We start from the raw sequence: 24,710 nt of genomic DNA, 5'->3' as shown, positions 1-24,710 counted from the left end.
CGATGACGCCGACGCGCACTGCACCCGAGCGGAGTGCCCCGAAAGGGGGCCGTCTTCCGGGGTACCACCGCGCGCTCCCAGGGGTCAATACCCTTCTCGCGCGTCCGCTCGTCTGCGCACTGTCGCGTCAGCCGTCAGCCGTCAGCCGTCAGCCGCCAGCCGCCAGCCGCCAACCAGCCCCGAGCCGTCAGCGCAGAAGTGCCTGCGCCACCGCGCGAATCGCCTCGCGCCCCTGCTCCGGCTCGTATCCGCGCGTGCACACGGCGAGGTAGCGGCGGGTCGCGCCGTCGCCGACGTAGGCGACGTCGTGTTCGATGCCCGGCACATCCCCCGACTTCGAGCCCCATGTCACGCCGGCTGCCACGACGGCGCCGATGCGCGCATGCTCCTGCGCCTGCAGTACGCCGCGCATCCAGGAGGCATGCTCCGGCGTCGTGAGCACGCCGCCTGCGCGCCCATCCCTGATGGCACCGTCCGCGTCCGCATAGGCGATGGCGCTGTCCGCACTCCCGAAGGCGATGGCGCCGACAGCGCCCGGGCGGGCGATGGCGCTGTCCGCACCCGGGCTGGGGATCGCGTCGTCCGCGCCCCGCTCGACGCGCTCTCCCCCATCACCGCTCGTTCCGCCGCCCGCGCCCGTCACGAGGCAGCGCATGATCGCCACCAGGTCGGCCGGAGTCGTCTCGTTGGTGAGACCCGCACCTATGGCGCACGGGTCGCCGATGCGCCGCTCCATGCGCGTGCTCGCCGCGCCGCACAGCGCGAACGCCTCCGCGACGCGTGGGGCTCCGAGCCTGTCGAACAGCACGTTCGTGGCCTCGTTCGACGAGCGCACGATCATCATGCGCACCAGTTCTGCCATGGAGGCCCGCGAGCCGTCCGGCGGGAAGAGCTCGTCGCGATCGTCCGGGTCGAGCACGAAGGTCTCCTCGCTGCCGCCGCAAACGAACTCGTGTCGGCACTCGAGTTCCGCATCGAGGCCGGCGGCGCCGAGCTCACCCCGCTCGGCGGCGAGCACGGCGGCGAGCATCACGCCGAGCTTCACGGTCGACGCGGAGTAGAAGACGGTGTGCGGGTCGCGGGCTGCGAGCATGCGTCCCGCTCCGTCGGCGAGCGCGTACGCGACCACGGGCGTGCCGTCACTGTGCGTCGTGACCACCGGACTCATCGTGCTCCTCCGCTCCGGCGCGTGCCGAGCCTGCGCCGCCACCATCTTGCCCCGCACAGACGAATCGCCCGATTCGCGCGCGATTCGCGACTGAATCCACCGGGACGCCCGCTGTGGTGGTTGCGACAATGGGAGGCGGGCCCCGACACGTGTGCACCTCGTCGACGGCCACCGCGCAACCACGGCGGCGAGTCGCGCCGGCGTGAACGAGCTTCAGTGAGGCATCCATGGGCAGCACCGTGTTCGAGCGTCAGCGCCCGAGCGCCGCCACCGTCGATCACGCGCTAACGGGCACTCGCCAGGCCGTGTTCTGGCTCGAAGATGCCCCGGCCGATTCGTACCCGACGCTCACTGCGAGCACGTCGGCCGATCTCGTGGTCGTCGGTGGCGGTTATTCCGGGCTGTGGACGGCACTGCTCGCCAAGCAGCGCGACCCCGGCCGTTCCGTCGTGCTGCTGGAGGCGAAGACGATCGGCTGGGCGGCATCCGGACGCAACGGCGGCTTCGCCGAGTCGAGCCTCACGCACGGGGAGGAGAACGGGCGCACCCGGTTCCCCGACGAGTACGGGCACCTCGCGCGCCTGGGGCGGCAGAACCTCGACGAGCTCGAGGCGACAGTGCGTGACATGAAACTCGACGCGGACTGGGAACGCAACGGCTCGATCGACCTCGCCGTCGAACCGCACCAGGTGGAGTGGTTGCGCGACGAGGCCGGCGCCGTCGACGCCGACAGCGACGACGTCTTCCTCGATGAGGCGCAGATGCAAGCATCCGTGCATTCCCCCACCTATCTCGGCGGCCTCTGGCATCAGAAAGACGGTGCCACCGTGCACCCGGGCAAGCTCGCCAGGGCGCTGGCGCGAGCCTGCGCGGATGCCGGCGTGCAGATCTTCGAGCACACGCCCGTCGCCGAGCTGGTCACGTCCGGCCTCAGCAGGAGTGAGGGCGTCGACGTGCACACCTGGAGCCGCGACCTCACCGGCCGCCCGACCGCCGCGACCGTGCGTGCCAAGAAGGTCGCGCTCGGCACGAACGTGTTCCCGTCGCTGCTCAAGCGCAACCGGCTCTACACCGTGCCGGTCTACGACTACGTGCTCATGACGGAGCCGCTGTCGTCCGCGCAGCTGGATGCGATCGGCTGGCAGGGCAGGCAAGGTCTCGGCGACAGCGCAAACCAGTTCCACTACTACCGACTGAGCGCCGACAACCGCATTCTGTTCGGCGGCTATGACGCCGTGTACCACTACGGCGGCAAGGTTCGGGATGTCTACGAACAGCGGGAGCGCAGCCACCGCATGCTCGCAGAGCACTTCTTCACCACGTTCCCGCAACTCGACGGCCTGCGCTTCACGCACAAGTGGGCCGGCGCGATCGACACGTGCAGCCGGTTCTGCGCGTTCTACGGAAGCGCCCGCGAGGACCGCATCGCGTTCGCACTCGGTTACACGGGGCTCGGCGTCGCCGCGACGCGCTTCGGCGCCCAGGTGATGCTCGACCTGCTCTCCGGACACGACACCGAGCGCACGCAGCTGCAGATGGTGCGCTCGAAGCCGATTCCGTTCCCACCCGAGCCCGTGGCATCCCTGGGAGTCAACATGATGCGATGGGCGCTCGACCGCGCGGACCACCACGAGGGGCGACGCAACCTGTTCCTGCGCACGATGGATGCCGTCGGCCTCGGCTTCGACTCGTAGCCGGCATCCTCCGTTTCGACTCCTAGCCGGCATCCTCCGTTTCGACTCCTAGCCGGCATCCTCGGCTTCGACTTGTACCCGGTATCCTCGGCTTCGACTCGTACCCGGCATTCCCCGTTTCGGCCCCCGGGTCCCCGCTTCCGGACTCTCCGGCCTCCGCCTTCAACCGCGACCGCCTCCGGCCCCTGCGGCACCTTCGGCCCCTACCCCACCTCCGGCTCCTGCCACGCTTCCGGCCCCAACCACACCTCCGGCGGCACTATTTCAGGCCATTTCGGGTCAGATCGATATATCCGGCGTCTGACGTCACATGTCCTGAAATCGTGCCGGATCGGCGCCCACGGTGACCGATCCGGCGGTGGTCTCGGCGACGGAAGTGGCGGCATCCCGCAGCCCCGAACGGAGGACAGCTCGGGAAGGTCAGTCGACCGTGCCGGGAACGTCAGTCGACCGTGCCGAGGAATTCGATCGTCGACGTGAGCGCGGACCGGGCCGCCGCGTCGTTCAGGTGGAACTGGTACTCGTGATGAAGCGGCGGCGTCTCGTCCGCCGGATAGAACACGCTCGTCACCGGAACGCCCAAACCGTTCAGCTTCGCCGCCATCGGCTTCGACTGCCCCGCGGTGAGCGGATCCGCGTTGCCTCCGGAGATCCAGGTGCGCGGAAAGTCTTTCGTGACATGGTCGATCGTCGTCATCGCCTCGCCCCCGGCGGTGTGCGACCAGTCCTTCGTGCCGAGGTACGACCAGAGCGCGACGCGGAATCCCCATCCACCGATGCCGGGCGCCTTCGGGATGCCGCGCACGTCGTAGATCCCACAGTTCAACACCGTCGCTCGCAGCTGCTCCGGCGTTAGCGCGGGCTGGATGCCCACCCTCTTCGCGTACGCCGGGTTGGTGACCAAGACATCCAGCTGCGCCGCGTACTGGGCTCCGGCCGAGTCGCCGGCGAGCACGATGCGGTCAGGATCGACGCCGAGTTCGGACGCGTGATCGACGATGAATCCGAGCGCCGTGTTCAGCTGCTTCAACGCCACGGGATACTGCGCCTCCGGCGCCACCGTGTAGTTCAGGCTGATGCCCGTGTACCCGTGCGCGGCGATCATTTTCACGTACGGGTCGACGTTGCCCTTGTCCCCCGAGATCCACGCGCCGCCGTGGATCCAGATGATCGTCGTGCGCGGCGTCACTGCGCCCGACGGCGCGAACAGGTCGAAGGTCGTGTCAGAGGATCCTCCGGGCGCGTACGCGATGTCGGCCCGCTCGCGCACCCCGCTCGTCGGCTCGTACTGCGTCATCACGTCGACCGTCTTGTGCGCGTTCATCTCGAACACGGTGCGGATCAGCAGCGCACTGGGCCAAGGGCTGACGAACGAGAAGACCGCTCCGATGGCGACGAGCACCAGGATGCTCGCACTCACGATCACGCCATGGCGCCGGTACCACGGCGTTCCCCCCTGTGCCCCCACGCGACGACCCTATCGGTCGGGGCCGGGTCGGCCCGCACAACGGCGGCGAAGACTCCCGAGCGAGCACCCGCCAGAACCTCCCGAACGGGCACTAACTCAGGCCATGCGGAATCAGAACGCAGATATATCGATCTGACCCGACATGGCCTGAAATAGTGACGCCACCAAAGTGACGCCGCCAAAGTGACGCCACCAAAGGGTCGCCACCGGCCCGTACAGGGGCACGACCCGTCACTAACTCAGGCCATGCCGACTCAGAACGCAGATATATCGATCTGACCCGACATGGCCTGAAATAGTGACGCCACCAAGGGGTAGCCACCAAGGGGTAGCCACCAAGGGGTCGCCGCGGGGCCGCCGAAGGGTGCCGTCCGAGGTGGAAGCCGCCTACCCGAACGGGTTCGGCGTCATCGTGTACTTCGTGTACAGGTACTCCTGGATGCCCTCGAACCCGCCTTCGCGGCCGAGTCCGGACTGCTTCACACCGCCGAACGGCGCCGCCGCGTTCGACACCACGCCCACGTTGAGGCCCATCATGCCCGTCTGCAGCCTGTCGATCATGCGCTGTCCGCGCGCGAGATCCTTCGTGAACACGTAGCCAACGAGGCCGTACTCCGTGTCGTTCGCCAGGCGCACCGCCTCGTCCTCGTCGCGGAACGGCACGATCGCGAGAACCGGTCCGAAGATCTCCTCGCGCAGAATCTCGCTGCCGGCCACGACATCCGAGATGACGGTGGGCTCGAAGAACGTGCCCGTGCCGTCGAGCGCGGATCCACCTGCACGAAGCTTCGCGCCGCGACCCACAGCATCCGTCACGAGATCGGATGCCTTCGCCACCGCCTTGCCGTCGATGAGCGGTCCGATGTTCACGCCGTCCTCGGTTCCGCGGCCGATCTTCAGCGCCTTCACACGTTCCGTCACCCTCGCCGCGAACTCCTCCGCCACCGACTCGTGCACGATGAACCGGTTGGCCGCCGTGCACGCCTCGCCGATGTTGCGGAACTTGGCCGCCATGGCGCCGTCGACCGCCTTGTCGAGGTCCGCATCGTCGAACACGACGAACGGCGCGTTGCCGCCGAGCTCCATCGACGTGCGCAGCACGTTCTCCGACGCCTCCTTCAGCAGCGCGCGCCCCACGGGAGTCGAGCCGGTGAACGACAGCTTGCGCAGCCGCGGGTCCGCGATGATGGGCGACGACACCTCGCCCGATGTCGTCGTGGTCACCACGTTGAGCACGCCGGTCGGCAGCCCGGAATCTTCCATCAGCTTCGCGAAATACAGCGTGGTCAGCGGTGTCAGGGCGGCGGGTTTGACCACCACGGTGCATCCCGCCGCCACAGCCGGCGCGATCTTGCGCGTCGCCATCGCGAGCGGGAAGTTCCACGGCGTGATCAAGAAGCACGGCCCCACCGGGTGCTGCGTCACGATCGTGCGTCCGGTGCCCTCGGGGTTCGTGCCGTAGCGACCCGAGATGCGCACGGCCTCCTCGCTGAACCAGCGCAGGAACTCGCCGCCATAGGTCACCTCGCCCCGCGCCTCGGCGAGGGGCTTGCCCATCTCGAGCGTCATCAGCAGCGCGAAGTCGTCGGCGCGCTCCTGCAGCAGCTCGAACGCCGTGCGCAGCACCTCGCCGCGCACCCGGGGCGGCGTCGCCGCCCAATCGTCGCCCGCGGCGACGGCGGCATCGAGCGCGCGGATGCCATCAGCCGGCGAGGCGTCCGCGATCGCCTTCAGCACATCGCCCGTCGCCGGGTCGTGCACCTTCAGCTCGCTCGGCCGCTCGCCGTCGATCCACTCGCCGCCTATGTACAGCTTGCCCGGCACATCCGCCAGAAGTTCTTGTTCGCTCAGCATTCGATCAGCGCCTTTCCCACGATGTCGATTCCTTCGTTCAGCAGTTCGTCCGAGATGACCAGCGGCGGCAGGAACCGAATCACGTTCCCCCACGTGCCACAGGTGAGCACCACGACGCCCTGCGCGATGACGGATGCCGCCACGCGCGACGCGAGCGCGGCATCCGGTGCCCCCGTTGCCGGGTCCACCAGTTCCATGGCCATCATCGCGCCGAGGCCGCGCACGTCGCCCACCCGCGGGTCGGTCGCCTTCAACTCGTTCAGTCGGGCCGCGAGGATGCCCCCGATCGCCCGCGCGCGCTCCGTCAGGTTCTCCTGCTCGTACGTCTCGATGGTCGCGAGCGCCGCCGCGCACGCGATCGGGTTGCCGCCGTAGGTGCCGCCGAGCCCGCCGACCTGGGCGGAGTCCATGATCTCGGCCCGTCCGGTGACGGCGGAGAGCGGGAGGCCGCCGGCGATGCCCTTGGCCGTGGTGACGAGGTCGGGCACGATGCCGAACTGCTCGCTGGCGAACATGGTGCCGGTACGAGCGAAGCCCGTCTGCACCTCGTCGGCGATGAACACCACGCCGTTGTCGTTCGCCCACCTCTGCAGCGCGGGCAGGAAGCCCTCCGCCGGCACGATGAAGCCACCCTCGCCCTGAATCGGCTCGATCAGGATGGCGGCGAGGTTCTCGGCACGCACCTGCGCTTCGATCTGTGCGATGGCGCGGGAGGCGGCATCCGCCCCGCTGAGTTCGTCGCGGTACGGGTACGACAGCGGCACGCGGTAGACCTCCGGCGCGAACGGGCCGAAGCCGCTCTTGTACGGCAGGCTCTTGGCCGTGAGCGCCATGGTCAGGTTGGTACGGCCGTGGTACGCGTGGTCGAAGACGACGACGCCCTGCTTCTTCGTGTAGTGCCGGGCGATCTTGACAGCGTTCTCCACGGCTTCGGCCCCGGAGTTGAACAGCGCGCTGCGCTTGACGAAGTCGCCGGGCGTGAGCCGGTTCAAGGCCTCGGCAACCTCCACGTAGGAGTCGTAGGGCGAGATGGTGAAGCAGGTGTGCGTGAACTGCGCCACCTGTCGCTGCACGGCCTCGACGACGCGCGGTGCGGAGTTGCCGACGCCGGTGACGGCGATGCCCGAGCCGAGGTCGATGAGCGAGTTGCCGTCGGCATCCACGAGCACACCGCCGCCGGCCGCCACCGTCGCCACCGGGATGGTGTGTCCGACGCCCTTGGCGACCGCCTCGGCCTTGCGTTCGAGCAGGCGCCGCGACTGCGGCCCCGGAATCTCGGTGACGAGCCGCCGCTCCTGCGGCAGCTCGGGGCCGCCGGTGGGGGCGGTGGGCGCCGCGTCGGTCGGCGTGTCGACGATGGTCATGGTGCCTCGATTCCTGTGGTCGTCGTATGGGCGCCGCGCGGAGCGGTCCGCGTGGCGGCCGGCCACTCGTGCGGTGAGCACGCTGCGTAGCCGGGGTGAAGCATGTATCGGTACTGCGTCTGAAACGGACCGTGTTCGTAACTCAGGCCGACCGTTGGTGAGCGCTCAGTGGCACCGCGGAATCACGCTGTCGGCCGCGCGAGCGTCGGCGCTCGTCCTGAGTTGTGAACACGAGAAGTGCCCCGTCCGGGTTCAGGTTAGGCCGGGCGCCGCGAGGCGCGCCTGGACATCACGTCTAACCGATCGCGAAAACTGTCCACTCTGTACAATCTGGGCCATGCCCCACCCCACGCTCCGCCGCCTGCTCGCCACGCGCGAGCTCGGCCTGAGCCTGCTCGGGCCGTCGGATGCCGTCCCTTCCGCCGCGCTCGACACTCCCGTTTCGTGGGCCCACGGCTCCGATCTCGCGGATCCCAGCCCGTTCCTCGTCCCCGGTCAGCTCCTGCTCACCACCGGCACCCAATTCAGTGCAGAGGCCACCGATTCCGACTACGACGGTTACGTCGCACGCGTGGCCGGCGCCGGCATCGGAGGACTCGGATTCGGCGTCGGCGTCGTGCGCGAGACCCCGCCAGGACTGCTCGACGCGTGCACTCGCGCCGGTCTCCCGCTGCTCGAGGTGCCGTACCGCACGCCGTTCATCGCGATCGCGCGCGCCGTCGCTGACCTCATCGCCGAACAGGCATACGCCCGCAACACGTGGGCGCTCGCCGCGCTGCGTGCGGTCTCGCTCGCCGCGCTCCGCCCCGACGGGCTTTCAGCCACGCTCGCGGAGCTCGCCCGACAGCTGGACCGTTGGGTCGCTCTCGTCGATGCCTCCGGCTCACTCGAGATCGCGCACCCTGCTCGCGCACTCTCGGCGGATGCCCGCGTCTCCGTCGAATCCGAAGCCCGGCGGATGCTCTCGGCCGGCCGCCGCGCCGCCTCCACCGTTGCCGAGGCGGGCACGGTGGTCTCGTTGCAGACGATCGGCGCCAGCGGGCGCCTGCTCGGCGTGCTCGCCCACGGCGGCACGGGCGATGTGGACCAGGCCGCCCAACAGGTGGTCACGAGCGTGGTCGCACTCGCGGGTCCGGCGCTCGAGCGCGGTCACGAGCTGGACTCGGCGCGGGATGCCATGCGATCGGCGTTGCTCCGCTCGCTCGACACGAGCGCGGCCCTTCTGGTGGAGCTCGGTGACGGACGGCCAGGCACCCGTTCGAAGGCACGTCCCGGCGGTCGCCGCGCCGCTCCGTCGGATTCCGCGGCTGACGACGACGACGAAGGGACGCAGGCCGCCGCCGCGATCGAGCGCGTGCGGCGACGGGTGGCCGCCGATGTTTCCTCGTCCGCCGTCGGGACCTTCCCCGTCGCCCCCTCCGCCGTCGCCGCCTCAGCAGATTCCTCTGCTACCGAGGCCGCCGAGTCCGGCGAACCCGGCGAGGGCGGCGCTCGCACGACGAAGGACGGCACGCACGCTGTGGCGCGAGACGACACGGGCGGGGCGGCACAGGCATCCGCTCTGCTGGCGCCGCTGAGGGCTCACGACCGCAACGGCGCACTCGCCGAGTCCTTGCGCGTCTGGCTCGAGCACAACGGGATCTTCGACGCGGCCGCCCGTGAAATGGGTGTGCACCGCCACACGTTGACCGCGCGCATCCGCACCGCCGAGCAGTTGCTCGACTGCGACTTCGACTCGTTCGCCGACCGAGTTCGGATGTGGGAAGCCCTACGCCGCACGACGTAACGTTGCCCCATTCACGAAAGGCTTCGCTCATGCGTCTCATCACCGCCGATGGTCCGCTGCCGTCGCTCGCCGGCCCCGAGTCCCTCGCGCCGCACGCCCGTCCTGCCTCCGTGGCGACACCGCGACTCCCGTCGCGATCCCCTGGCGGATCACCCGTGAAGGACGACGAACCGAACGACGATGCGCCGCGCCGCCGCGACCCCGTGCGCGTGGGACTCGTGCAGCACCGCTGGCGAGCCGACCGCGACGAGCTCGAAGCTGTTCTGGATGCCGCCATCGCGCAGGCCGCGCAGGCGGGCGCGACCGCGGTGTTCCTTCCGGAGCTGACGCTGTCGAGATACCCGGCCGACGTGCGTGGCGGCCCGCGGGCATCCGAGATCGCCGAAGACCTGGCGACCGGGCCGACGTTCACGTTCGCGTCTCGAGCGGCGCGGGCGTACGAGCTCGGCGTGCACGCATCCCTCTACCAGCGTGATGAGCACGGCGACGGGCTCGGGTTGAACACCGCGATCTTCGTCGATCGCCACGGCGAGCTGGTCGGCGCGACGCACAAGCTGCACATCCCCGTGACGGCCGGGTACTACGAGAACACCTACTTCCGCCCGGGTCCCGCGCGCGACGCCTACCCCGTCTACGCGCCGGCGGAACTCGCCGGCGGCGTGCTCGGCATGCCCACCTGCTGGGACGAGTGGTTTCCCGAGGTCGCTCGCCTGTACTCGCTTGCGGGCGCCGAGGTGCTCGCGTATCCGACTGCGATCGGATCGGAGCCCGACTACCCTGCCTTCGACACCGCGCCGCTCTGGCGGCAGGTCATCGTCGGCAACGGCATCACCGCCGGCACCTTCATGATCGTGCCGAACCGCACGGGCGACGAGGGATCGCTGAGCTTCTACGGCTCCTCATTCATTTCCGACCCGTACGGCCGCGTTCTCGTGGAGGCGCCCCGCGACGAGGAGGTGGTACTCGTCGCCGACCTCGATCTCGATCAGCGTGCACACTGGCTGACGCTCTTCCCGTTCCTGGCCACGCGCCGTCCCGACACCTACGACCGACTGACCGCGCCGGTGGATGCCAGCAGCCCGTTGGGTGCATCGCCCACGGCTCGATCTCCGCGCTCGGAGTGAGTCCGCTCGAGACGGTGTCGTCCTCGCGCCCGGCACGGCAGACTGGGTCGCGGGGGAAACATGGCACACGAACGCGACGACGACACACCGGCGACCGAGGCCCAGGCGGACCAGGCACCGGCGGCCGAGGCCGGCGCGGACCACGCACCGGCCGCTGAGGCGCGGGCGGACGAGGCGCAGACCGACGGGCCCAACGCCGAGGACGCCGAGCCGGATGCGGCGACGACGCCAGGGCAGACGACGACGGTTGAACGATCCGTGGTTCCGGCACGATCGGACGAGCGCGAGCAACCCGACCGGTTCGAGCAGCCCGATGGCGACGAGGAGATCGACGGGAGCGAGGGCTCTGACGTGTTCATCGTCGACGAGGCGGGCGAGATCGAGGTCGAGGTGGTCGAGACCGAGCTTTTCGCGGTGGATGCCGACGGCGAGATCATCGAGGTCGCCGACGTCGCCGAGACCATCGAGGCCGTCGACGTCACCGAGGCCATCGAGACAACGGAAGCCGCCGAGGCCCCCGAGACCGCCGAAACCGCCGAGACGTCTGAGACCATCGAGACCTCCGAGCGCGAGGAACGCGATGGGAGCAGTGGCGCCCCCGTGGCCCGTCCGGAGGGCGCCCCTTCCGAAGGCGACCGCGCATGGCGCATGCCCGCCGAGACCGCTCCGCAGGAGCGCATCTGGATGTCGTTCCCTCCGGGCGGCGGCAACTACCTCGGCGAGTCCGACGAGGAACTGACCGACGCGCGCACGGCCTGGACCGAGGTGGCCCACAGCATCCTGCGCTTCGAGCCGGTGACGATGGTCGTCGATCCGCACGACATCGGCGTCGCTCGCCGGTTCCTCTCCACCGAGGTCGACGTCGTGGTTGCTCCGCTCGACGACGCCTGGATGCGCGACATCGGCCCCACGTTCGTGCTCTACGAGAACGGCCGGCTCGGCGCCGTGACCTGGCGCTTCAACGGCTGGGGCGGCCAGGAGTGGGCCAATTGGGAGAACGACTCCGTCATCGGGGCCACTGTGGCCGCGCGAGCCGGGGCGACGCGGGTCGTGAGCGACCTCGTGAACGAAGGGGGCGGCATCCAGGTCGACGGGCTCGGCACCGTGCTGCTCACCGAGACGGTGCAACTCGACCCCGGGCGGAACCCGGGCGTCAGCAAAGAGGAGGTCGAAGCCGAGTTCGCGCGCACCCTGGGCTCCACGAACCCCATCTGGCTGAAGCGCGGCCTGCATCGCGACGCGCAGACCTACGGCACGCGGGGGCACGTGGACATTCTGGCGACCTTCCCGTCACCGGGCCGCGTACTGGTGCACAGCCAGCAGGATGTCGCTCACCCCGATCACGAGATCACCCGCGAAGTCCTCGACGCACTTCGCGACGCGCGCACGCCGGAGGGTGTCGAGTGGGATCTGATCGAGCTGCCCGCCCCGCAGGTGCTGCGCGACGACAGCGGCTTCGTGGACTACAGCTACGTCAACCATCTCGTCGTCAACGGCGGCGTGATCGCGTGCACGTTCGACGACCCGAACGACGAGCCTGCGCAAGACATACTCACCGAGGCATATGCCGGTCGCGAGATCGTCGGCGTGGATGCCCGCGCGCTGTTCGCGCGCGGCGGCGGCATCCACTGCATCACGCAGCAGCAGCCGGCGGTCGGCTGAGGGCGCCGTCCCGCCTCCCGTTCTCCGTCTTGCTTCGAGCCACCCCTTTGTCGTCGAGCACCCGCGTCTGTGGCCTGGTCACCCCTTGTCGCCAAAGCACCGCGTGTTCGGCGAGCCACCCGCTTGTCGTCGAGCCACCCTCGAATCGACGCGAATAAGCGGGTGGCTCGACAACAACGGGTCGCCCGACAACAACAGGGTGGCCCGACAACAACAGGACGGCCCGACAACAACAGGACGGCCCGACAACAACGGGACGGCTCGACAACAACGGGGTCGCTCGACGAAGCAACAGAAGCGACTCCGCAAGGACGGGGCACCCCGACTGCAGGGGCGGGGCTCACCCGAGTTCTGCGCGCTTGAGGTCCACGACGCGGCGGGCTGCGGCATCCACGAGCTTGGCGAACGCCGGATCCGACTGCGCCTTCGCGACGACCGCGTTCACCATGGGGGCAGCCATCGAAGGGACCGCGGAAACCAGCACGATGTCGACGCCGGCCTCGATCGCCAGCACCGCCCGGTCTCCCGGCGACCACGATGCCACCTGCTGCGCCGCCGAGAGGTCGTCGGTCATCACGACGCCTGTGAAGCCGAGCGTTCCACGCAGCAGACCTGTGACGATCTTCGACGAGAACGCCGCGGGCGCCGACGGGTCCAGTTGCGTGTAGATAGCCGTCGACACCATCACGGCGCGGGCGTCGTGCTCGATCTCTGTCTTGAACACGCCGACGCTCGGGCTCGTCGCCGTCGTCACGGTATCGGTCACGCCCGAGTTCGTATCGGTGTTCTCCGTGACGTTCCCGAGCCCCGGAAAGTGCTTGATCACGGGCACGACGCCAGAGGTGTCCATGCCGCCGCGGAAGGCATCCGCGTGGCGCGTGATCGCCTCCGGCGTGTAGCCGTACTGCCGGTCGAAGCCGCCGATCGGCGGGTTCTGCGGCGCGAACTGCGGCGATGGCAGCAGGTCGACCACCGGTGCGAGGTTCATGTTCACGCCGGATGCCTTCAGCTGACTTCCCCACCGCGTCGCGTTCGCCTTGAGTGCGTCCGGTGCCATCATGCCCTGCTGCACCGCGCTCGGCATGTCGTCGAAGCCCGGACCGTTCAGCACCTGCACCTCACCGCCCTCCTGGTCGGTGCCGACGAAGAGCGGGAGCCCTGCCGTGGCATCCGGTGTGGCGAGCGCCGTGAACTGCTTGACGATGCCGGCGGTGGCCGCGGTGCCGGCGTGCGACCGCCCTGCGAGGAAGACGTTGCCGACGTGCAGCGAGGTGACGGCCTTCACGGTGGTCGGGTCCGCCGTCGTCGCCTGCGTCCCCACCATGAACAGCTGCCCGACCTTCTGCTGCAGCGTCATCCCGGCAAGGGGGTCAGTGGGGGTCGGCGTCGGCGTGGGTTTCGGCGACGCCCGGTGCGTGCGCGAGGCAGTCGCCGTGTGCCGGGGCGCAGAGGATGCCGCACAGCCGCCGAGCAGACCGGCGAGCGCGACCAGCGCGGTCGCGACGAGCATCCGTGATCCGAGCCTGCGCATCCCCTCGATCGTAGGCCGCGGGGACGGCCGAGGTGGCAAGGAGCGGCCTCAGGTCGCCCGCGCGGCGCGTGACCGTGCTGCGCCTCCGCACGCCGGGACGGCAGGCTTCAAGGCCGGACGCGGAGGCCAGGCGGGGAGAGCTCCAGGCGGCGATCCGAGCCGGCTCCCGGGGTGACCGATCGACGCGAGCGCTACGCGGCCGCGGCCTCCAGCTCCCGGTCGGCGTCCCCGTCCACGTCGCTGTCGTCGAACGGCTCGCCGCGACGCCGCGCGTCGTAGAGGTCGAGGTTCAGGATGCCGTTGCGCTTGGCCACCACTGTCGGCACGAGCGCCTGCCCGGCGACGTTGATGGCGGTGCGTCCCATGTCGATGATCGGGTCGATCGCGAGCAGCAGGCCCACGCCGGCGAGCGGGAGTCCGAGCGTGGAGAGCGTGAGCGTGAGCATCACGGTGGCGCCGGTGGTGCCGGCCGTCGCGGCGGATCCGACGACGGCGACCACGATGATCAGCAGGTACTGCCCGAGGTTCAGGTGGATGCCGTAGAACTGCGCGACGAAGATCGAGGCGAGCGCCGGGTAGAGCGCGGCGCATCCGTCCATCTTGGTGGTCGCGCCGAGCGGCACGGCGAAGGATGCGTACTCCCGCGGCACCCCGAGATTCCGCTCGGTCACGCGCTCGGTCAGCGGCATCGTGCCCATCGACGAGCGCGAGACGAAGCCGAGCTGGATCGCCGGCCACGCGCCCGAGTAGTACTGCTTGACCGAGAGTCCGTTCGCGCGAACGATCACCGGATAGACCACGAACAGGATGATCACGAGGCCGACGTAGATGGAGACGACGAACACGCCGAGCGAGCCCAGGGCATCCCACCCGTAGGTCGCGACGGCCTTCGCGATGAGCGCGAGGGTTCCGATGGGTGCCAGACGGATGATCCACCACAGGATCTTCTGGATGATCGCGAGCACCGACGAGGTCAGCTTCAGGAACGGCTCCGCCTTCTTGCCCACCAGCAGAGCCGCGATGCCGATCGCCGCCGAGATGACGATCACCTGCAGCACGTTGAACGAGACGGCGGTCGTGGCGGTGGTCGCCGCTCCCGTGCCGGCCACCTGCGTGCTCGCGCTGAGACCGAACACGTTCGACGGGATCAATCCGGTGAGGAACGCCCACCACGAGCCGACGTGCGACGGAAGCGCCTCGCTCGACTTGGCGACACCGGCGTGTGCGCCCGGCTGGGCGATGAGCCCGATCGCGATGCCGAGCAGCACCGCGATGAACGCGGTGATGGCGAACCAGATGAGCGTCTGCACCGCGAGTCGGGCCGCGTTCGAGACCTGCTTGAGGTTGGCGATCGAACTGACGACCGCCGTGAACACGAGCGGCACGACAGCGGCGGTGAGCAGCGACACGTAGGAGCCGCCGATCGTGGTCACCGTCGCGGTGAGCCAGTTCGGGTCATCCGCCGTGCCACCGAGCGTGCGGGCGATGAGACCCACCACGACGCCGAGCACGAGGCCGGCGATGATCTGAAGGCCGAAGGATGTCAGCCACCGCGGCGCCCGTCCCTTGCGTGGACCCGCACCGCCCTCGTATTCGGGGCCGGGGTTCTCGGAGTCGGTACTGCTGCCGCTGTCGGAAGTCGTCGTGGTCACTCCGGTGACGGTAATGGCGTGCACCTCGGTTCGTCACGCCTGTGAACTCGTGTTACACCGTGAGGTCACGGGGCCCTGCTGGCGGGCCGCCGCAGGCGCCGGCGAGGCCGGCGGGCCGTCGCGGCGGACGCCCGGTGAGCCGGCCCCGGCGGACGCCTGCGGCGGCGGCCCGCGACAAGTGCACCGAAATGGCGTCGCTGCCGCATTGACCGGGGCGGCCGCGCCACGTGGACCGGGGTGGCCTCGCCGCGTTGTTAAAAGCGGACTACGCTGCGTTTTATCCGTGATCGCGGGAGCGCAAGCATCCGTCGGTCGCTTTCCACCACGTGTACTCCAGGAGGGGTCCTCATGAGCATCGCCGAACGCCGCGCGCAGACCGAATGGCAGGGAGCACTCGCCAGCGGGACCGGTACCATCACCGGCTCCAGCGGCGCGCTCGACGGGCAGCCCGTCACGTGGGCGTCGCGTACCGAGGCCCCTGGCGGAAAGACGAGCCCCGAGGAACTCGCGGCCGCCGCGCACTCGTCGTGCTTCTCGATGGCGCTCGCGCTCACCCTCGGCCAGCACAAGGCCGAGCCCGAGCGTCTCGCCGTGGCATCGACGGTGACGCTCGACGAGGTGGACGGCCTTCCGACGATCGTCTCGTCCGCCCTCACCGTCGACGGTGCTGTGCCCGGCATCACCGCCGAGCAGTTCCAGGAGTACGTCGACGAGGCCGCGAAGCTGTGCCCCGTCTCGCGCCTGTTCGCCGGCGCGAAGATCACGGTGGAGGCGACCTTCAGCGGCAGCTGAGCAGGCGCCCCTGCGGGCCGGCCCGATCGCGGCGCTATCCGCTCGGGCTCCGGCCCCTTCGCCGCTGAGACATACCGATTCGGCCGACACATACCTCCGCGAGGCCTGTCTCAGCCGAATCGGTATGTCTCGTTGTGGCGCGGAGGTGTCGTGGCGCGGCCGGAATGCGATGGAATGGCCGCATGGGCATCGATCGCATTCCGGCCGTGTTCGAGCGCAAGGATGCGCGGTGTGACATCATCCGCGGCGACTCCGAGCTGCGCATCCTGTTCGACGACGGCCGCTGGTTGGAAGGCCCCGCCTACTCGCCGCAGGGACGTTTCCTGCTGTTCAGCGACATCCCGAACGACCGAGTGCTGCGGTACGACGAGGTGAGTGGGCGCGTCGACGTCTGGTCGCGTCCCGCCGGCTTCGAGAACGGTCGCAGCGTCGACCCCGAGGGGCGCTTCATCAGCTGCCAGCACGGCAATCGCCGCGTCGTGCGTCGTGAGCACGACGGCGCCATCCGGGTGCTTGCGGATGCCTACGACGACCATCGCCTGAACAGCCCGAACGACGTCGTGGCGCGTTCCGACGGCTCCGTGTGGTTCACCGACCCGAGCTACGGCATCCTCACCGAGTACGAGGGCCATCGCGGCACCGAGGAGATCGGCAGCCGCAACGTCTATCGCTGGGCACCGGATGCCCCGCTCACCATCGTCTGCGACTCCCTGACCCAGCCGAACGGCCTGGCCTTCTCTCCCGACGAGTCGCTGCTGTACGTGAGCGACAGCGAGTCGCGCACGATCACCGTGTTCGACGTGCTCGGCGACGCCGTGTCCGCTCCGAGGCCGTTCGCCGCGAACGAAGCGGGATACGACGGCATGCGCGTCGACGCCGCGGGCCGCGTCTGGATCTCGACGACCGAAGGCGTGGAGATCTACCACCCCGACGGCATCCTGCTCGGCCTGCTGCGATTGCCGGAGACGGCGGCGAACCTCGAGTTCGGGGGCCCGCAGCGCAACCTGCTGTACATCACGGCGACCACGCGGCTCTACGTCATCCGCCTGACGGTCGAGGGATGCCCGCGCCTCTGATGCGCGTGGCAGCATCGTCGTTCGATGCGTCCACATCGACCCTTGTGCCGGGATGCCTCGCCCGGCTACGGTAGGCCAGTCCGGTTCTCGGGCGCCTCACCATCGCTCGCGGCGCAACAGCGCACGCTCGAGCGCAACGCAACACGAAGGGAGCACGTCATGATGCAGATCATCACGCACACTCAGCCCACCGTCTTCGTGTTCCGTGGCGCCATCACCGGAATCGCCCGACGACTCGGGGCCGGGATCGCCGCCGGCGCAGCCTGCTAGCGGATTCATCTGCGCTCTGACGCCGGCGCGCACGCACGGCGTCGACATCCTGGTCCCGCCGAGAACCGAGTGACATCGGCTCGCCCGTGATGACCATCGACGAGCGGTCGCACCGCTTCGGCTGAGGCCCTCGTCGGCATCCGCAGAACCGGGATGCCGCTGGGCGGTCGGCGTCGTCCTCGCGCAAACGCCGCGCCTGGATCGGCGCCCGTTCCTGTGGCATGCGCTCGCGCGGCAGCCGCGCCTCGTCCTCACGAACGAAGCCGTCACTCGGTACTCACGAACGCAGCCGTCGTTCCGTCTTCAGTACGAAGCCGTCGTTCGTGACCGGGATCATCCCGGCAGCGTCGGTCGACCCCCTCTCCGCACCGCAGGCTCACGAGCCAGAACGAATCGATGGACATGACTCTTCACCAGCCGCCGATGACGGCCGAACACCGACCCACCACCCCGCACACACGAGAGACGATGATGAACACTCAAACAGCCACCGATCGCCCGGCCCTGACCGACAGCCAGGCGCTCGACAACAGCACGGCGTCCGCGAATGCGCGAGCGTCCCAGTCGCTCCGCACCGCCACGTCGGAGCGCACGGACGCGCTGCGCAGGAACGCGCATCCGCCGAGTACGCTCGACCGGCTCGCGATGCGGGTCGGTCTCGCGCTCATCCTGTGGAGCCGTCATCGCACCCGCCCGCAGGTCGATCGCGACGAGCAGTGGTCGCGCGAAGCGCATCACAACCGCCTGGAACGCGAGCGCCGCGCCCGGGAGCAGGCATGGCTCGTCGCCGTCGACTCGCTCGCACGGCGATGAACTATGGCGGTTCCGCACGCCGACGCATCACCACCGTGCCAGCGAATCGGCGATGTGCCGTGCGGAGGACTCAGCCTCCGCACGGCACATCGAATTCGCTCTCCGGCCGACGTCGGCACCGACTGCTACACGCCGGCGACGTGGATGAAGATCGGGCTTCCCCAGATGGCGCGGTGCGAGACGTAGCGACCCCAATCCGGGGAGTCGACGATTCCGCCGTCGCCGTCGTAGATGCCGATGTGCTGGCCCGGGTACACCACGAGGTCGCCGGCCACTGCCTGCGACTCCGACACTTCGGTGCCCATCGAGGCCTGCTCATCCACGCCCCGCGGCATGCTGATGCCGTTCTGGCCGTAGACCCATTGCACGAGCCCGTCGCACTCGAAGCCCTCCGACGGCGAGGCACCCGTGGAATACGGCACGACGCCGATGTACGTCTCCGCGAGCGCGAGAATCTCGGCGCCGAGGCCCGTTCCGCTGCTGGCAACGGATGCCGTCGCCTGCGCGTTCTCGCTGGCCGCCTCCGCTGCCGCCGCTGCTGCGGCTGCCGCAGCAGCGGCGGCAGCCTTCTTCTGGTCGAGTTCGGCCTGACTGGTCGCCCCGTACGTATCGACCGCGACGGCGGTCTGCTGCGTGTCGGCAGCAACCGACATGGTCTGCGCCGGCGTCTGCACCGAGACGGCCGCCGTGCTCGGATTCGGGTCCTGGTCGGGAGTGAAGGCCGCAGCGGGAGCAGCAGTCATCACGGCGGAGAAGCCGACAGTGCAGGTCATCGCGACGAGCGCGAAGCCGAGGCCGGTGCGCATTCGCCTCTTCTGCAACGTCGTGCCGTTCGGCGACGCCGCTTGCGACCGGCTCGCAGTGCCTCCGGACGACCCTGCGTTCCCCCGCGCCGCAGCGCTTCTCGGAGGCACCGGGCCGCCGACGACCGCGGCGGCCGGCACCGGAGTCGGAGCTACAAGAGGATTTCGTGGCGCGGCATCGGACCGCAGCTGTTCCTCACGCATGCGGTCTTCACGGGTACGGGGTGAGCGGGAAAGGGATCGGGTGGATGTGGGGATGGCGCGGTGGCGTCCGTGGGGCATGGATTCGTCTCGCTTTGGTTCTCGGGGTTCGGACGTACCCAGGACACAATTCCATAACGATCGACGTTGAAACTGGAGATAACGTCAGAATCCGCGAACCGGTCACATCATCGACCGCCCGGATCGAGTCGCGACCGACTCTCGTTCCGCTTCCGTCGGCAGTGCTGCTTCCGTCGGCACGGTGCTTTCGTCGGCACGGTGCTTCCGTCGGCACGGTGCTTTCGTCGGCACGGTGCTTCCGTCGGCACGGTGCTTCCGTCGGCACGGTGCTGCTTCGGCACAGTGCTGCTTTGGTACGGTGCTGCGCTGTGCAACTCGCTGCTCAGAGCGCAGCGCGCCATTCAGGATAGGACGACCTGAATGGCAGCCTCCGGTGTATTCACCCGGAAGCTCACCGACTCCTCGATGTAGAGGCTCACGCTCTGCGCGTCGTGCTCGCGATAGCCGATGGCCAGGTCCTGTCCCACCTCGAGCACGAAGTCGCCGCCGCGCTGGCTGAGCACGACGGCCCCATCGAGCCCGGGCACCCACTCGACCGGTCCACCCAGGATGTCGCGAAGGTGTCGGATGAGCGGGTATCCGCCGCCCTCGTTCGCCTCGATCACGCTGGTCCACTGCGCGGGACCGAGCGCCAACGCGTACGGCCCGTCCACGCCTGATCTCTTCAGCGCGGCGATCGCCTGCGTGATCACGTCGTCGTAGTCCTGAGGGGTTCCTTCGTGCACGAGCGGACGATGCGGAGACGCGGGGATGATGCCGATGATGCCCGTGGCATCCCACCCGTTGAACACGGCCGAGTTTTCCACGCGAGCGATGCGCACGGCTGCGTCGTCGAGCGGGCCGAGATCCACATCGTCGGCGCCCCGGTCCACCGAGTCGAGCTCGTCACGCTCCAGCGCGAAGTCAGCGCGCACCTCCACGAGCGGCAGCACGCGACGGGTGCGGGCGATGACCGACTGCTCCGGGGCATCCACGACGCCGCCGACGCGGCCGAGGTTCGTCGCCGAGTGCTCCCACCCGTGCGGCCCGGAGAAGTCGACGAGCTTGCGGGCGCCGAGCGCGACCGGAAGGCGAGCGGACGCCTCCTCATCGAGCAGTGCCCACGTCGCGTCGGTGAGCGGTGCGCGGTCGCGCAGCAGGTGACTCGACATGATCTACGTCCCTTCCGTTCCGCCAGCGGCGGAACCGTCGTTCGAAGCGTCATCGAGTGCGGCCGCTCGGAGCGAGCCGATGCCGAGTGATCCACCGCGCTCGGCTTCCTGCGCTGCCGAAGCGCCCGCGGTTCCCTCCGCCTCGTCGCGCGCGCCGAGCAGCTCGCTCAGATCGTCCGGATCGCCGAGCGCCTGCAGCACCGGGTTCGACGGCACGAAGAAGGTGCTGCCGGTGGCGGCAGTGGAGACGTCGAGGATCTTGTCGTAGAAGCCGGGCGGGTCGCCGATGAACATGTTCTCGATCATGCGCATCGTGACCCAGAGCCGAGCGGAGTAGCCGATGAAGTAGGTCCCGAACTCACCGGCTCCGGGCCGCCCGAACGGCATGTTGTCGCGCAGAATGTCGATCTCGTCGCCGTCGTCATCGGTGATCGTCGTCAGGGTCTTGTGCGCCTTCTGGTCCTCGACGCTGTCGTCGAGCTCCACGTTGTCCGACTTGCGGCGGCCGATCACGGCTTCCTGCTCTTCGACGGTGAGGGACGCCCAGCGGTCGAGATCGTGCAGATACTTCTGCGCGACGACATAGCTGCCGCCCGCGAAGTGGGGATCTTCGTCGCCGATGACGGTGGCATCCGCCAGATCGCCGCCGATCGGGTTCGCGGTGCCGTCGACGAAGCCCAGCAGGTCGCGCACGTCGAAGTAGCGGAAGCCCGAGGTCTCGTCGGCGACGCGCGCGGCAGAGCCGAGAGCATCCAGAAGCAGGCGTTCGAGCTCGAAGCACAGGTCGACGCGGTCGGCCCGAATGTGGAAGAGCAGGTCGCCGGGAGTCGAGGGTGCCGTGTGCACATCGCCGCGCACGGTGGGGAACACCTCGAGTTCGGCGGGGCGGATGCCTGGCGACAGCCGGTCCCAGAGCAGTCGCCCGATCCCGACCACGCAGGAGAGATGACCGCCGAGATCCCGGAAACCGACAGTCTTCACGAGGTCGTCGATGCCGGAGACCGTCTCGCGCACGGTGGCGAGGGAGTCGGCGTCGGGCGCGATCGTGACGACGAGGAAGATCGCGAAGCGCGACAGCGGCGCGTCGACGCTCTGCGCGTCGATCGGCACCCGGTCGCCGTGCTCGCTCGACATGCGCTCCCCCTCCGCCACGCTCACACTACCGCCGGGCCCTGCTTCGTCGTTCGGTCGTTCGGACCTTCGTCGATCGATCGAACGCCGACCCGCCGCACTCTTCCCGGCTCCCTGAGACATGCCGAGTCGAATGAGGCAACCCTGAAACCGGGGTGATCTCATTCGAATCGGCATGCCCGTGAGCGGGGCCCGCGGGCGTCCGCACGCGGTAAGTTCGCTTCTTATGGGGGCTGTGGAGGAACGGCGGGCGTCCGAGACACCCACGACGTTCATCGCGCGAGCCGCGCGAGCGCTCCACCGCGCGGGCCTGTTCGCGATCGACCTCATCAGCACCGAGGCGACGGTCTACGGCATCGTGCTCGTCGGTGCGCTGATCGCCGTGGGCTGGCGCTTCAACACCGATCTCGAGGTGCTGGCGTTCATCATCGGTTCCACGCTCGTCTTCTGGCTGACCCACGTGTACGCTCGAGCAGCCGTCGCCCGGCACGAGGACGTCGAGGCGGAGCATCCGATCAGCGTCCGCGCGGCGCTCGCCGAGGCGGTGAAGCACTCCTACGGAATGCTCGTGGCCATGCTGCTGCCTGCCATCTTCTTGCTTCTGGCAGCCCTGGGCGTGCTGGACGAGTACGTCGCCTATTACATCGCGCTGTGGATCGGCGTCGCGCTGCTCGTGGTGATCGGCTTCGTGGTGGCGACCCGTAACCGCCGGCCGATCTGGCTGCGGTTCGTCGCATCAGTCACTACGGGGGCGCTCGGCCTGCTCGTGATCTGGCTCGGCACGCTGGTGCACTGAGGCCGCCCCGCGGCAGTGGTCGAGGGAGCCGATCAGGCGGCCAGCCGCACCGCTTCCAGCAAGAGGTCGAGTTGATCCAGGTCGGCGACGTCGAGCAGCTGCAGGTAGACCCGGCTGGCACCCAGGTCGCGCAGTCGCGCGAGACGTTCGGCGACGTCCGCCGGCGTGCCGTGCAGACCGTGGGTGCGCTGGGTCGCGACGTCGAGCCGGAGGCGGTGAGCGCGAGCATCCGCGTCCGCCGCCGTGGCGCCGATCGTGGCGGTGACCGCAGCGGAAAGCGGCAGGGACTCGGGGTCGCGACCGGCGGCATCCGCGGCATCGCGCACCCGCGCGAAGCGCTCCGCGAACACCTCGTCGGTGACGAAGCCCGTGTTGAACTCGCTCGCGTACTGCGCGGCGAGCGCCGGCGTGCGCTTCGGCCCGCCTCCGCCCACGATGAGCGGGATGCCTGTGCCCACCGGCCGCTGAGCCCCCGGTGCCCGGTCGAGCCGGTAGTGCTCGCCCTCGAAGGAGAACGTCTCGTCGGCGGGCGTGCGCCACAGCCCGGTCATGATCGCGAGCTGCTCCTCGAGCAGCCCGAACCTCTTGGCGGGGAAGGGGATGCCGTACGCCTCGTGCTCCGGCGCGTTCCAACCGGCGCCCAGGCCGAGTTCCGCGCGCCCGCCCGACATCGCGTCCACATTGGCGACCTGCACGGCGAGTACGCCCGGCTGACGGAACGTGACGGGCGTCACCAGCGTGCCGAGCCGCACATGCTCGGTGGCCACGGCCAGCGCGGCGAGAGTGGTCCAGGCATCCGAGACGGCACGATCGCCGAGGACTCGCGGTCGGGCCCAATGTAGTGGTCGGATCGGAAGAAGCCGTGGAACCCCGCCCGATCGGTCGCCTGCGCGATGGCGAGCAGCTGGTCCCAGGTCGCGCCGAGCTGAGGCTCGACGAAGATGCAGTACTCCACCGGGTAATCCTGCCGCACGTGCCGCGGCGCCGTGACGGGCCCAGGGCTCCAGGCTCAGCGCGGGCGCTGACCTAGACGCAGACGCAGACCCAGACGCAGACGCAGACGCAGACGCAGACGCAGACGCAGACGCAGACGCAGACGCAGACGCAGACGCAGGATGCCACGAGCCGGCACCGCAGGTGCTGTCCCCTCACCGATGAGTTGCCTGACTTCGCTCCTCCGCTGTCGGCGTTCGCGCGTAACGTGGAAGTGCCCGTTTCTGCTCGAGAACACACCAGCCGACCACGATGAATGCATACGCCACGACGCCCGAGACACCGACTCCCGTGCGCTGGTGGGTCCCTGTGGTGCGGGGAATCGCCATCGGCGTCGGCTCCGTCTTCGCCGCCGCCATGGGCGTCTCCGCGCTCACGGCCGCCGAGGGCTTCTGGGCGCGTGGCAAGCTGATGCCCACCAGGGTCGCGAGTTCGATCGCTGCGCACGGCCTGTTCGGCGAGCACACCGAAGACACCCCGCTGCACCTGGTCCTGATGGGCGATTCCCTGGCGGTGGGCTACGGCTCCGACGATGATGCGAAAACCGTCGGCGTGGTTCTGGCCACCGAGCTCGCCGCCGCATCCGCTCGACCGGTGCGCCTCGACAACGTCGCCGAGGTCGGGGCCGAGTCGCTTGACCTCATCGAGCAGCTCGTGACGGTGCGCCATCTCGCGACGCCGCCGGACGTCGTCGTCATCATCGTGGGCGCCAACGACGTGATGCATCTGCGGTCGCTCGTGGCGGCTCTTCGCCCTCTGCGCGCCACGATCACGGCGCTGCGCGGCGCGGGCGCGCGCGTCGTGCTCGCGACCTGCCCCGATCTGGGCACCGTGCGCTCGTTCTTCGAGCCCCTGCGCTTCTTCGCGCACTGGATCAGCCGCGTGCTCGCCACCAGCCAGACCATCGTGGCGCTGCGGGCGGGCGCCCGCACGGTCTCGCTGGCGGATGCTCTCGGGCCGTTGTTCCGCCGCGAGCCCGGCACGATGTTCTCGCGTCTCGACCGCCTGCACCCCTCGGGACTCGGGTATCAGCGCGCCGCCGAGGTGCTGCTGCCGAGTGTGCTGGCCGCTGCGGGACATCCGACGCCGGGCGAGCGCGCAGTGCCGTTCCGGGTCTACGACAAGAGCAGCAGACATCCGCTCGCCTGGCTCGCGTTCCGCGCATCGAGGCGAGCCGGCCAGCGGCTGCGGCACATCGACGACGTCACCTCGCCCGCGTGAGGGTACTCCCCTCGACCCGGCGAGCCTGTGCTTTGGCGCACAATGCGCGTCAATGGGTTGCGGGTTTCGTGCCGCTTCG

The 24,710-nt window shown here is 69.4% G+C and carries 20 protein-coding genes; 9 read left to right on the top strand and 11 right to left on the bottom strand.

Features of this window, described 5'->3' with window-relative positions; all coding sequences use genetic code 11:
• Positions 1-187 precede the first annotated feature (187 nt).
• Complete coding sequence (locus H623_RS20930; protein ID WP_169514900.1) at positions 188-1,168, bottom strand: serine hydrolase; 981 nt, start codon at positions 1,166-1,168, stop codon at positions 188-190.
• A 227-nt stretch (positions 1,169-1,395) separates the two neighbouring features.
• Here H623_RS20930 and H623_RS0106720 point away from each other — a divergent pair, with 227 nt between their 5' ends.
• Entirely contained in the window at positions 1,396-2,862 is a 1,467-nt protein-coding gene (locus tag H623_RS0106720; protein WP_022900175.1) for an NAD(P)/FAD-dependent oxidoreductase, read from the top strand.
• Between the two features lie 442 nt (positions 2,863-3,304).
• Here H623_RS0106720 and H623_RS0106715 read toward each other — a convergent pair whose 3' ends face one another.
• The 3 genes from H623_RS0106715 to gabT all read right to left on the bottom strand — a co-directional run bounded on the left by H623_RS0106715 (position 3,305) and on the right by gabT (position 7,548).
• A complete protein-coding gene (locus H623_RS0106715; protein ID WP_026940020.1) occupies positions 3,305-4,330 on the bottom strand; it encodes an alpha/beta hydrolase in 1,026 nt (341 codons plus the stop codon).
• Positions 4,331-4,717: 387 nt separating this feature from the next.
• On the bottom strand, positions 4,718-6,184 hold the full coding sequence (locus tag H623_RS0106710) for an NAD-dependent succinate-semialdehyde dehydrogenase (RefSeq protein ID WP_022900173.1): 1,467 nt from the start codon (positions 6,182-6,184) through the stop codon (positions 4,718-4,720).
• Positions 6,178-7,548: a 4-aminobutyrate--2-oxoglutarate transaminase gene (gene gabT / locus H623_RS0106705; RefSeq protein WP_022900172.1), complete on the bottom strand. Its 1,371-nt coding sequence runs from the start codon at positions 7,546-7,548 to the stop codon at positions 6,178-6,180. The genes H623_RS0106710 and gabT overlap by 7 nt, the downstream gene beginning before the upstream one ends.
• 337 nt (positions 7,549-7,885) lie before the next feature.
• Between gabT and H623_RS0106700 the strand changes: the two genes are divergently transcribed.
• The 3 genes from H623_RS0106700 (at position 7,886) to H623_RS22360 (ending at position 12,120) form a co-directional block, all read left to right on the top strand.
• Positions 7,886-9,334, top strand: coding sequence for a PucR family transcriptional regulator (locus H623_RS0106700; RefSeq protein WP_022900171.1), 1,449 nt, complete (start codon positions 7,886-7,888; stop codon positions 9,332-9,334).
• Between the two features lie 29 nt (positions 9,335-9,363).
• Positions 9,364-10,458 (top strand): nitrilase-related carbon-nitrogen hydrolase, encoded by a 1,095-nt coding sequence (locus H623_RS0106695; RefSeq protein ID WP_022900170.1) that lies wholly within the window; start codon positions 9,364-9,366, stop codon positions 10,456-10,458.
• A gap of 648 nt (positions 10,459-11,106) precedes the next feature.
• Entirely contained in the window at positions 11,107-12,120 is a 1,014-nt protein-coding gene (locus H623_RS22360) for an agmatine deiminase family protein (protein ID WP_026940018.1), read from the top strand.
• Positions 12,121-12,460: 340 nt separating this feature from the next.
• Here the strand turns inward: H623_RS22360 and H623_RS0106685 are convergent, their stop codons facing one another.
• Positions 12,461-13,651, bottom strand: a complete 1,191-nt coding sequence (locus H623_RS0106685; protein WP_022900168.1) for a glycoside hydrolase family 3 N-terminal domain-containing protein — start codon at positions 13,649-13,651, stop codon at positions 12,461-12,463.
• A gap of 191 nt (positions 13,652-13,842) precedes the next feature.
• Entirely contained in the window at positions 13,843-15,303 is a 1,461-nt protein-coding gene (locus tag H623_RS18320; RefSeq protein ID WP_084485700.1) for a dicarboxylate/amino acid:cation symporter, read from the bottom strand.
• Positions 15,304-15,651: 348 nt separating this feature from the next.
• Here H623_RS18320 and H623_RS0106675 point away from each other — a divergent pair, with 348 nt between their 5' ends.
• From H623_RS0106675 to H623_RS0106660, 3 genes are all read left to right on the top strand, one after another.
• Positions 15,652-16,095, top strand: a complete 444-nt coding sequence (locus H623_RS0106675; protein WP_022900166.1) for an OsmC family peroxiredoxin — start codon at positions 15,652-15,654, stop codon at positions 16,093-16,095.
• 182 nt (positions 16,096-16,277) lie between these two features.
• Positions 16,278-17,171, top strand: coding sequence for an SMP-30/gluconolactonase/LRE family protein (locus H623_RS0106670; RefSeq protein WP_022900165.1), 894 nt, complete (start codon positions 16,278-16,280; stop codon positions 17,169-17,171).
• A gap of 741 nt (positions 17,172-17,912) precedes the next feature.
• On the top strand, positions 17,913-18,254 hold the full coding sequence (locus H623_RS0106660; RefSeq protein WP_157560895.1) for a hypothetical protein: 342 nt from the start codon (positions 17,913-17,915) through the stop codon (positions 18,252-18,254).
• A 125-nt stretch (positions 18,255-18,379) separates the two neighbouring features.
• Here H623_RS0106660 and H623_RS18315 read toward each other — a convergent pair whose 3' ends face one another.
• The 3 genes from H623_RS18315 to H623_RS18310 all read right to left on the bottom strand — a co-directional run bounded on the left by H623_RS18315 (position 18,380) and on the right by H623_RS18310 (position 21,624).
• Positions 18,380-19,060 (bottom strand): C40 family peptidase, encoded by a 681-nt coding sequence (locus H623_RS18315; RefSeq protein WP_051143103.1) that lies wholly within the window; start codon positions 19,058-19,060, stop codon positions 18,380-18,382.
• A 620-nt stretch (positions 19,061-19,680) separates the two neighbouring features.
• Positions 19,681-20,490, bottom strand: coding sequence for a family 1 encapsulin nanocompartment shell protein (locus tag H623_RS0106650; RefSeq protein ID WP_022900161.1), 810 nt, complete (start codon positions 20,488-20,490; stop codon positions 19,681-19,683).
• A gap of 3 nt (positions 20,491-20,493) precedes the next feature.
• Positions 20,494-21,624: a Dyp-type peroxidase gene (locus H623_RS18310; protein WP_084485765.1), complete on the bottom strand. Its 1,131-nt coding sequence runs from the start codon at positions 21,622-21,624 to the stop codon at positions 20,494-20,496.
• A gap of 223 nt (positions 21,625-21,847) precedes the next feature.
• Between H623_RS18310 and H623_RS0106640 the strand changes: the two genes are divergently transcribed.
• The gene (locus tag H623_RS0106640) at positions 21,848-22,417 is read left to right on the top strand and encodes a hypothetical protein (RefSeq protein ID WP_022900159.1); all 570 of its coding nucleotides are present in this window, start codon (positions 21,848-21,850) and stop codon (positions 22,415-22,417) included.
• Between the two features lie 32 nt (positions 22,418-22,449).
• Here the strand turns inward: H623_RS0106640 and H623_RS20720 are convergent, their stop codons facing one another.
• Positions 22,450-23,184: an LLM class flavin-dependent oxidoreductase gene (locus tag H623_RS20720; protein ID WP_342664580.1), complete on the bottom strand. Its 735-nt coding sequence runs from the start codon at positions 23,182-23,184 to the stop codon at positions 22,450-22,452.
• The gene (locus tag H623_RS22320) at positions 23,148-23,372 is read right to left on the bottom strand and encodes a hypothetical protein (RefSeq protein WP_342664579.1); all 225 of its coding nucleotides are present in this window, start codon (positions 23,370-23,372) and stop codon (positions 23,148-23,150) included. The genes H623_RS20720 and H623_RS22320 overlap by 37 nt, the downstream gene beginning before the upstream one ends.
• A gap of 290 nt (positions 23,373-23,662) precedes the next feature.
• Here H623_RS22320 and H623_RS18300 point away from each other — a divergent pair, with 290 nt between their 5' ends.
• Positions 23,663-24,631 carry an SGNH/GDSL hydrolase family protein gene (locus H623_RS18300; protein ID WP_051143102.1) on the top strand — a complete coding sequence of 323 codons (969 nt, stop codon included), beginning with the start codon at positions 23,663-23,665 and terminating at the stop codon, positions 24,629-24,631.
• The last annotated feature ends 79 nt before the right edge of the window (positions 24,632-24,710 follow it).

The sequence above is a fragment of the Humibacter albus DSM 18994 genome, assembly GCF_000421825.1.
Classification (GTDB): Bacteria; Actinomycetota; Actinomycetes; order Actinomycetales; family Microbacteriaceae; genus Humibacter; species Humibacter albus.
Note: the sequence above shows the minus strand (reverse complement) of the source record. Positions and strands in the feature narration are given on the sequence as shown.

What these genes read in the sequence shown, in the direction of transcription:
- H623_RS20930 (WP_169514900.1), bottom strand. Translation starts at nt 1,168, where the DNA reads ATGAGTCCGGTGGTCACGACGCACAGTGACGGCACGCCCGTGGTCGCG.
- H623_RS0106720 (WP_022900175.1), top strand. Translation starts at nt 1,396, where the DNA reads ATGGGCAGCACCGTGTTCGAGCGTCAGCGCCCGAGCGCCGCCACCGTC.
- H623_RS0106710 (WP_022900173.1), bottom strand. Translation starts at nt 6,184, where the DNA reads ATGCTGAGCGAACAAGAACTTCTGGCGGATGTGCCGGGCAAGCTGTAC.
- gabT (WP_022900172.1), bottom strand. Translation starts at nt 7,548, where the DNA reads ATGACCATCGTCGACACGCCGACCGACGCGGCGCCCACCGCCCCCACC.
- H623_RS0106700 (WP_022900171.1), top strand. Translation starts at nt 7,886, where the DNA reads ATGCCCCACCCCACGCTCCGCCGCCTGCTCGCCACGCGCGAGCTCGGC.
- H623_RS0106695 (WP_022900170.1), top strand. Translation starts at nt 9,364, where the DNA reads ATGCGTCTCATCACCGCCGATGGTCCGCTGCCGTCGCTCGCCGGCCCC.
- H623_RS22360 (WP_026940018.1), top strand. Translation starts at nt 11,107, where the DNA reads ATGCCCGCCGAGACCGCTCCGCAGGAGCGCATCTGGATGTCGTTCCCT.
- H623_RS0106685 (WP_022900168.1), bottom strand. Translation starts at nt 13,651, where the DNA reads ATGCGCAGGCTCGGATCACGGATGCTCGTCGCGACCGCGCTGGTCGCG.
- H623_RS0106675 (WP_022900166.1), top strand. Translation starts at nt 15,652, where the DNA reads ATGAGCATCGCCGAACGCCGCGCGCAGACCGAATGGCAGGGAGCACTC.
- H623_RS0106670 (WP_022900165.1), top strand. Translation starts at nt 16,278, where the DNA reads ATGGGCATCGATCGCATTCCGGCCGTGTTCGAGCGCAAGGATGCGCGG.
- H623_RS0106660 (WP_157560895.1), top strand. Translation starts at nt 17,913, where the DNA reads ATGAACACTCAAACAGCCACCGATCGCCCGGCCCTGACCGACAGCCAG.
- H623_RS18315 (WP_051143103.1), bottom strand. Translation starts at nt 19,060, where the DNA reads ATGCGCACCGGCCTCGGCTTCGCGCTCGTCGCGATGACCTGCACTGTC.
- H623_RS0106650 (WP_022900161.1), bottom strand. Translation starts at nt 20,490, where the DNA reads ATGTCGAGTCACCTGCTGCGCGACCGCGCACCGCTCACCGACGCGACG.
- H623_RS18310 (WP_084485765.1), bottom strand. Translation starts at nt 21,624, where the DNA reads ATGTCGAGCGAGCACGGCGACCGGGTGCCGATCGACGCGCAGAGCGTC.
- H623_RS0106640 (WP_022900159.1), top strand. Translation starts at nt 21,848, where the DNA reads ATGGGGGCTGTGGAGGAACGGCGGGCGTCCGAGACACCCACGACGTTC.
- H623_RS18300 (WP_051143102.1), top strand. Translation starts at nt 23,663, where the DNA reads ATGAATGCATACGCCACGACGCCCGAGACACCGACTCCCGTGCGCTGG.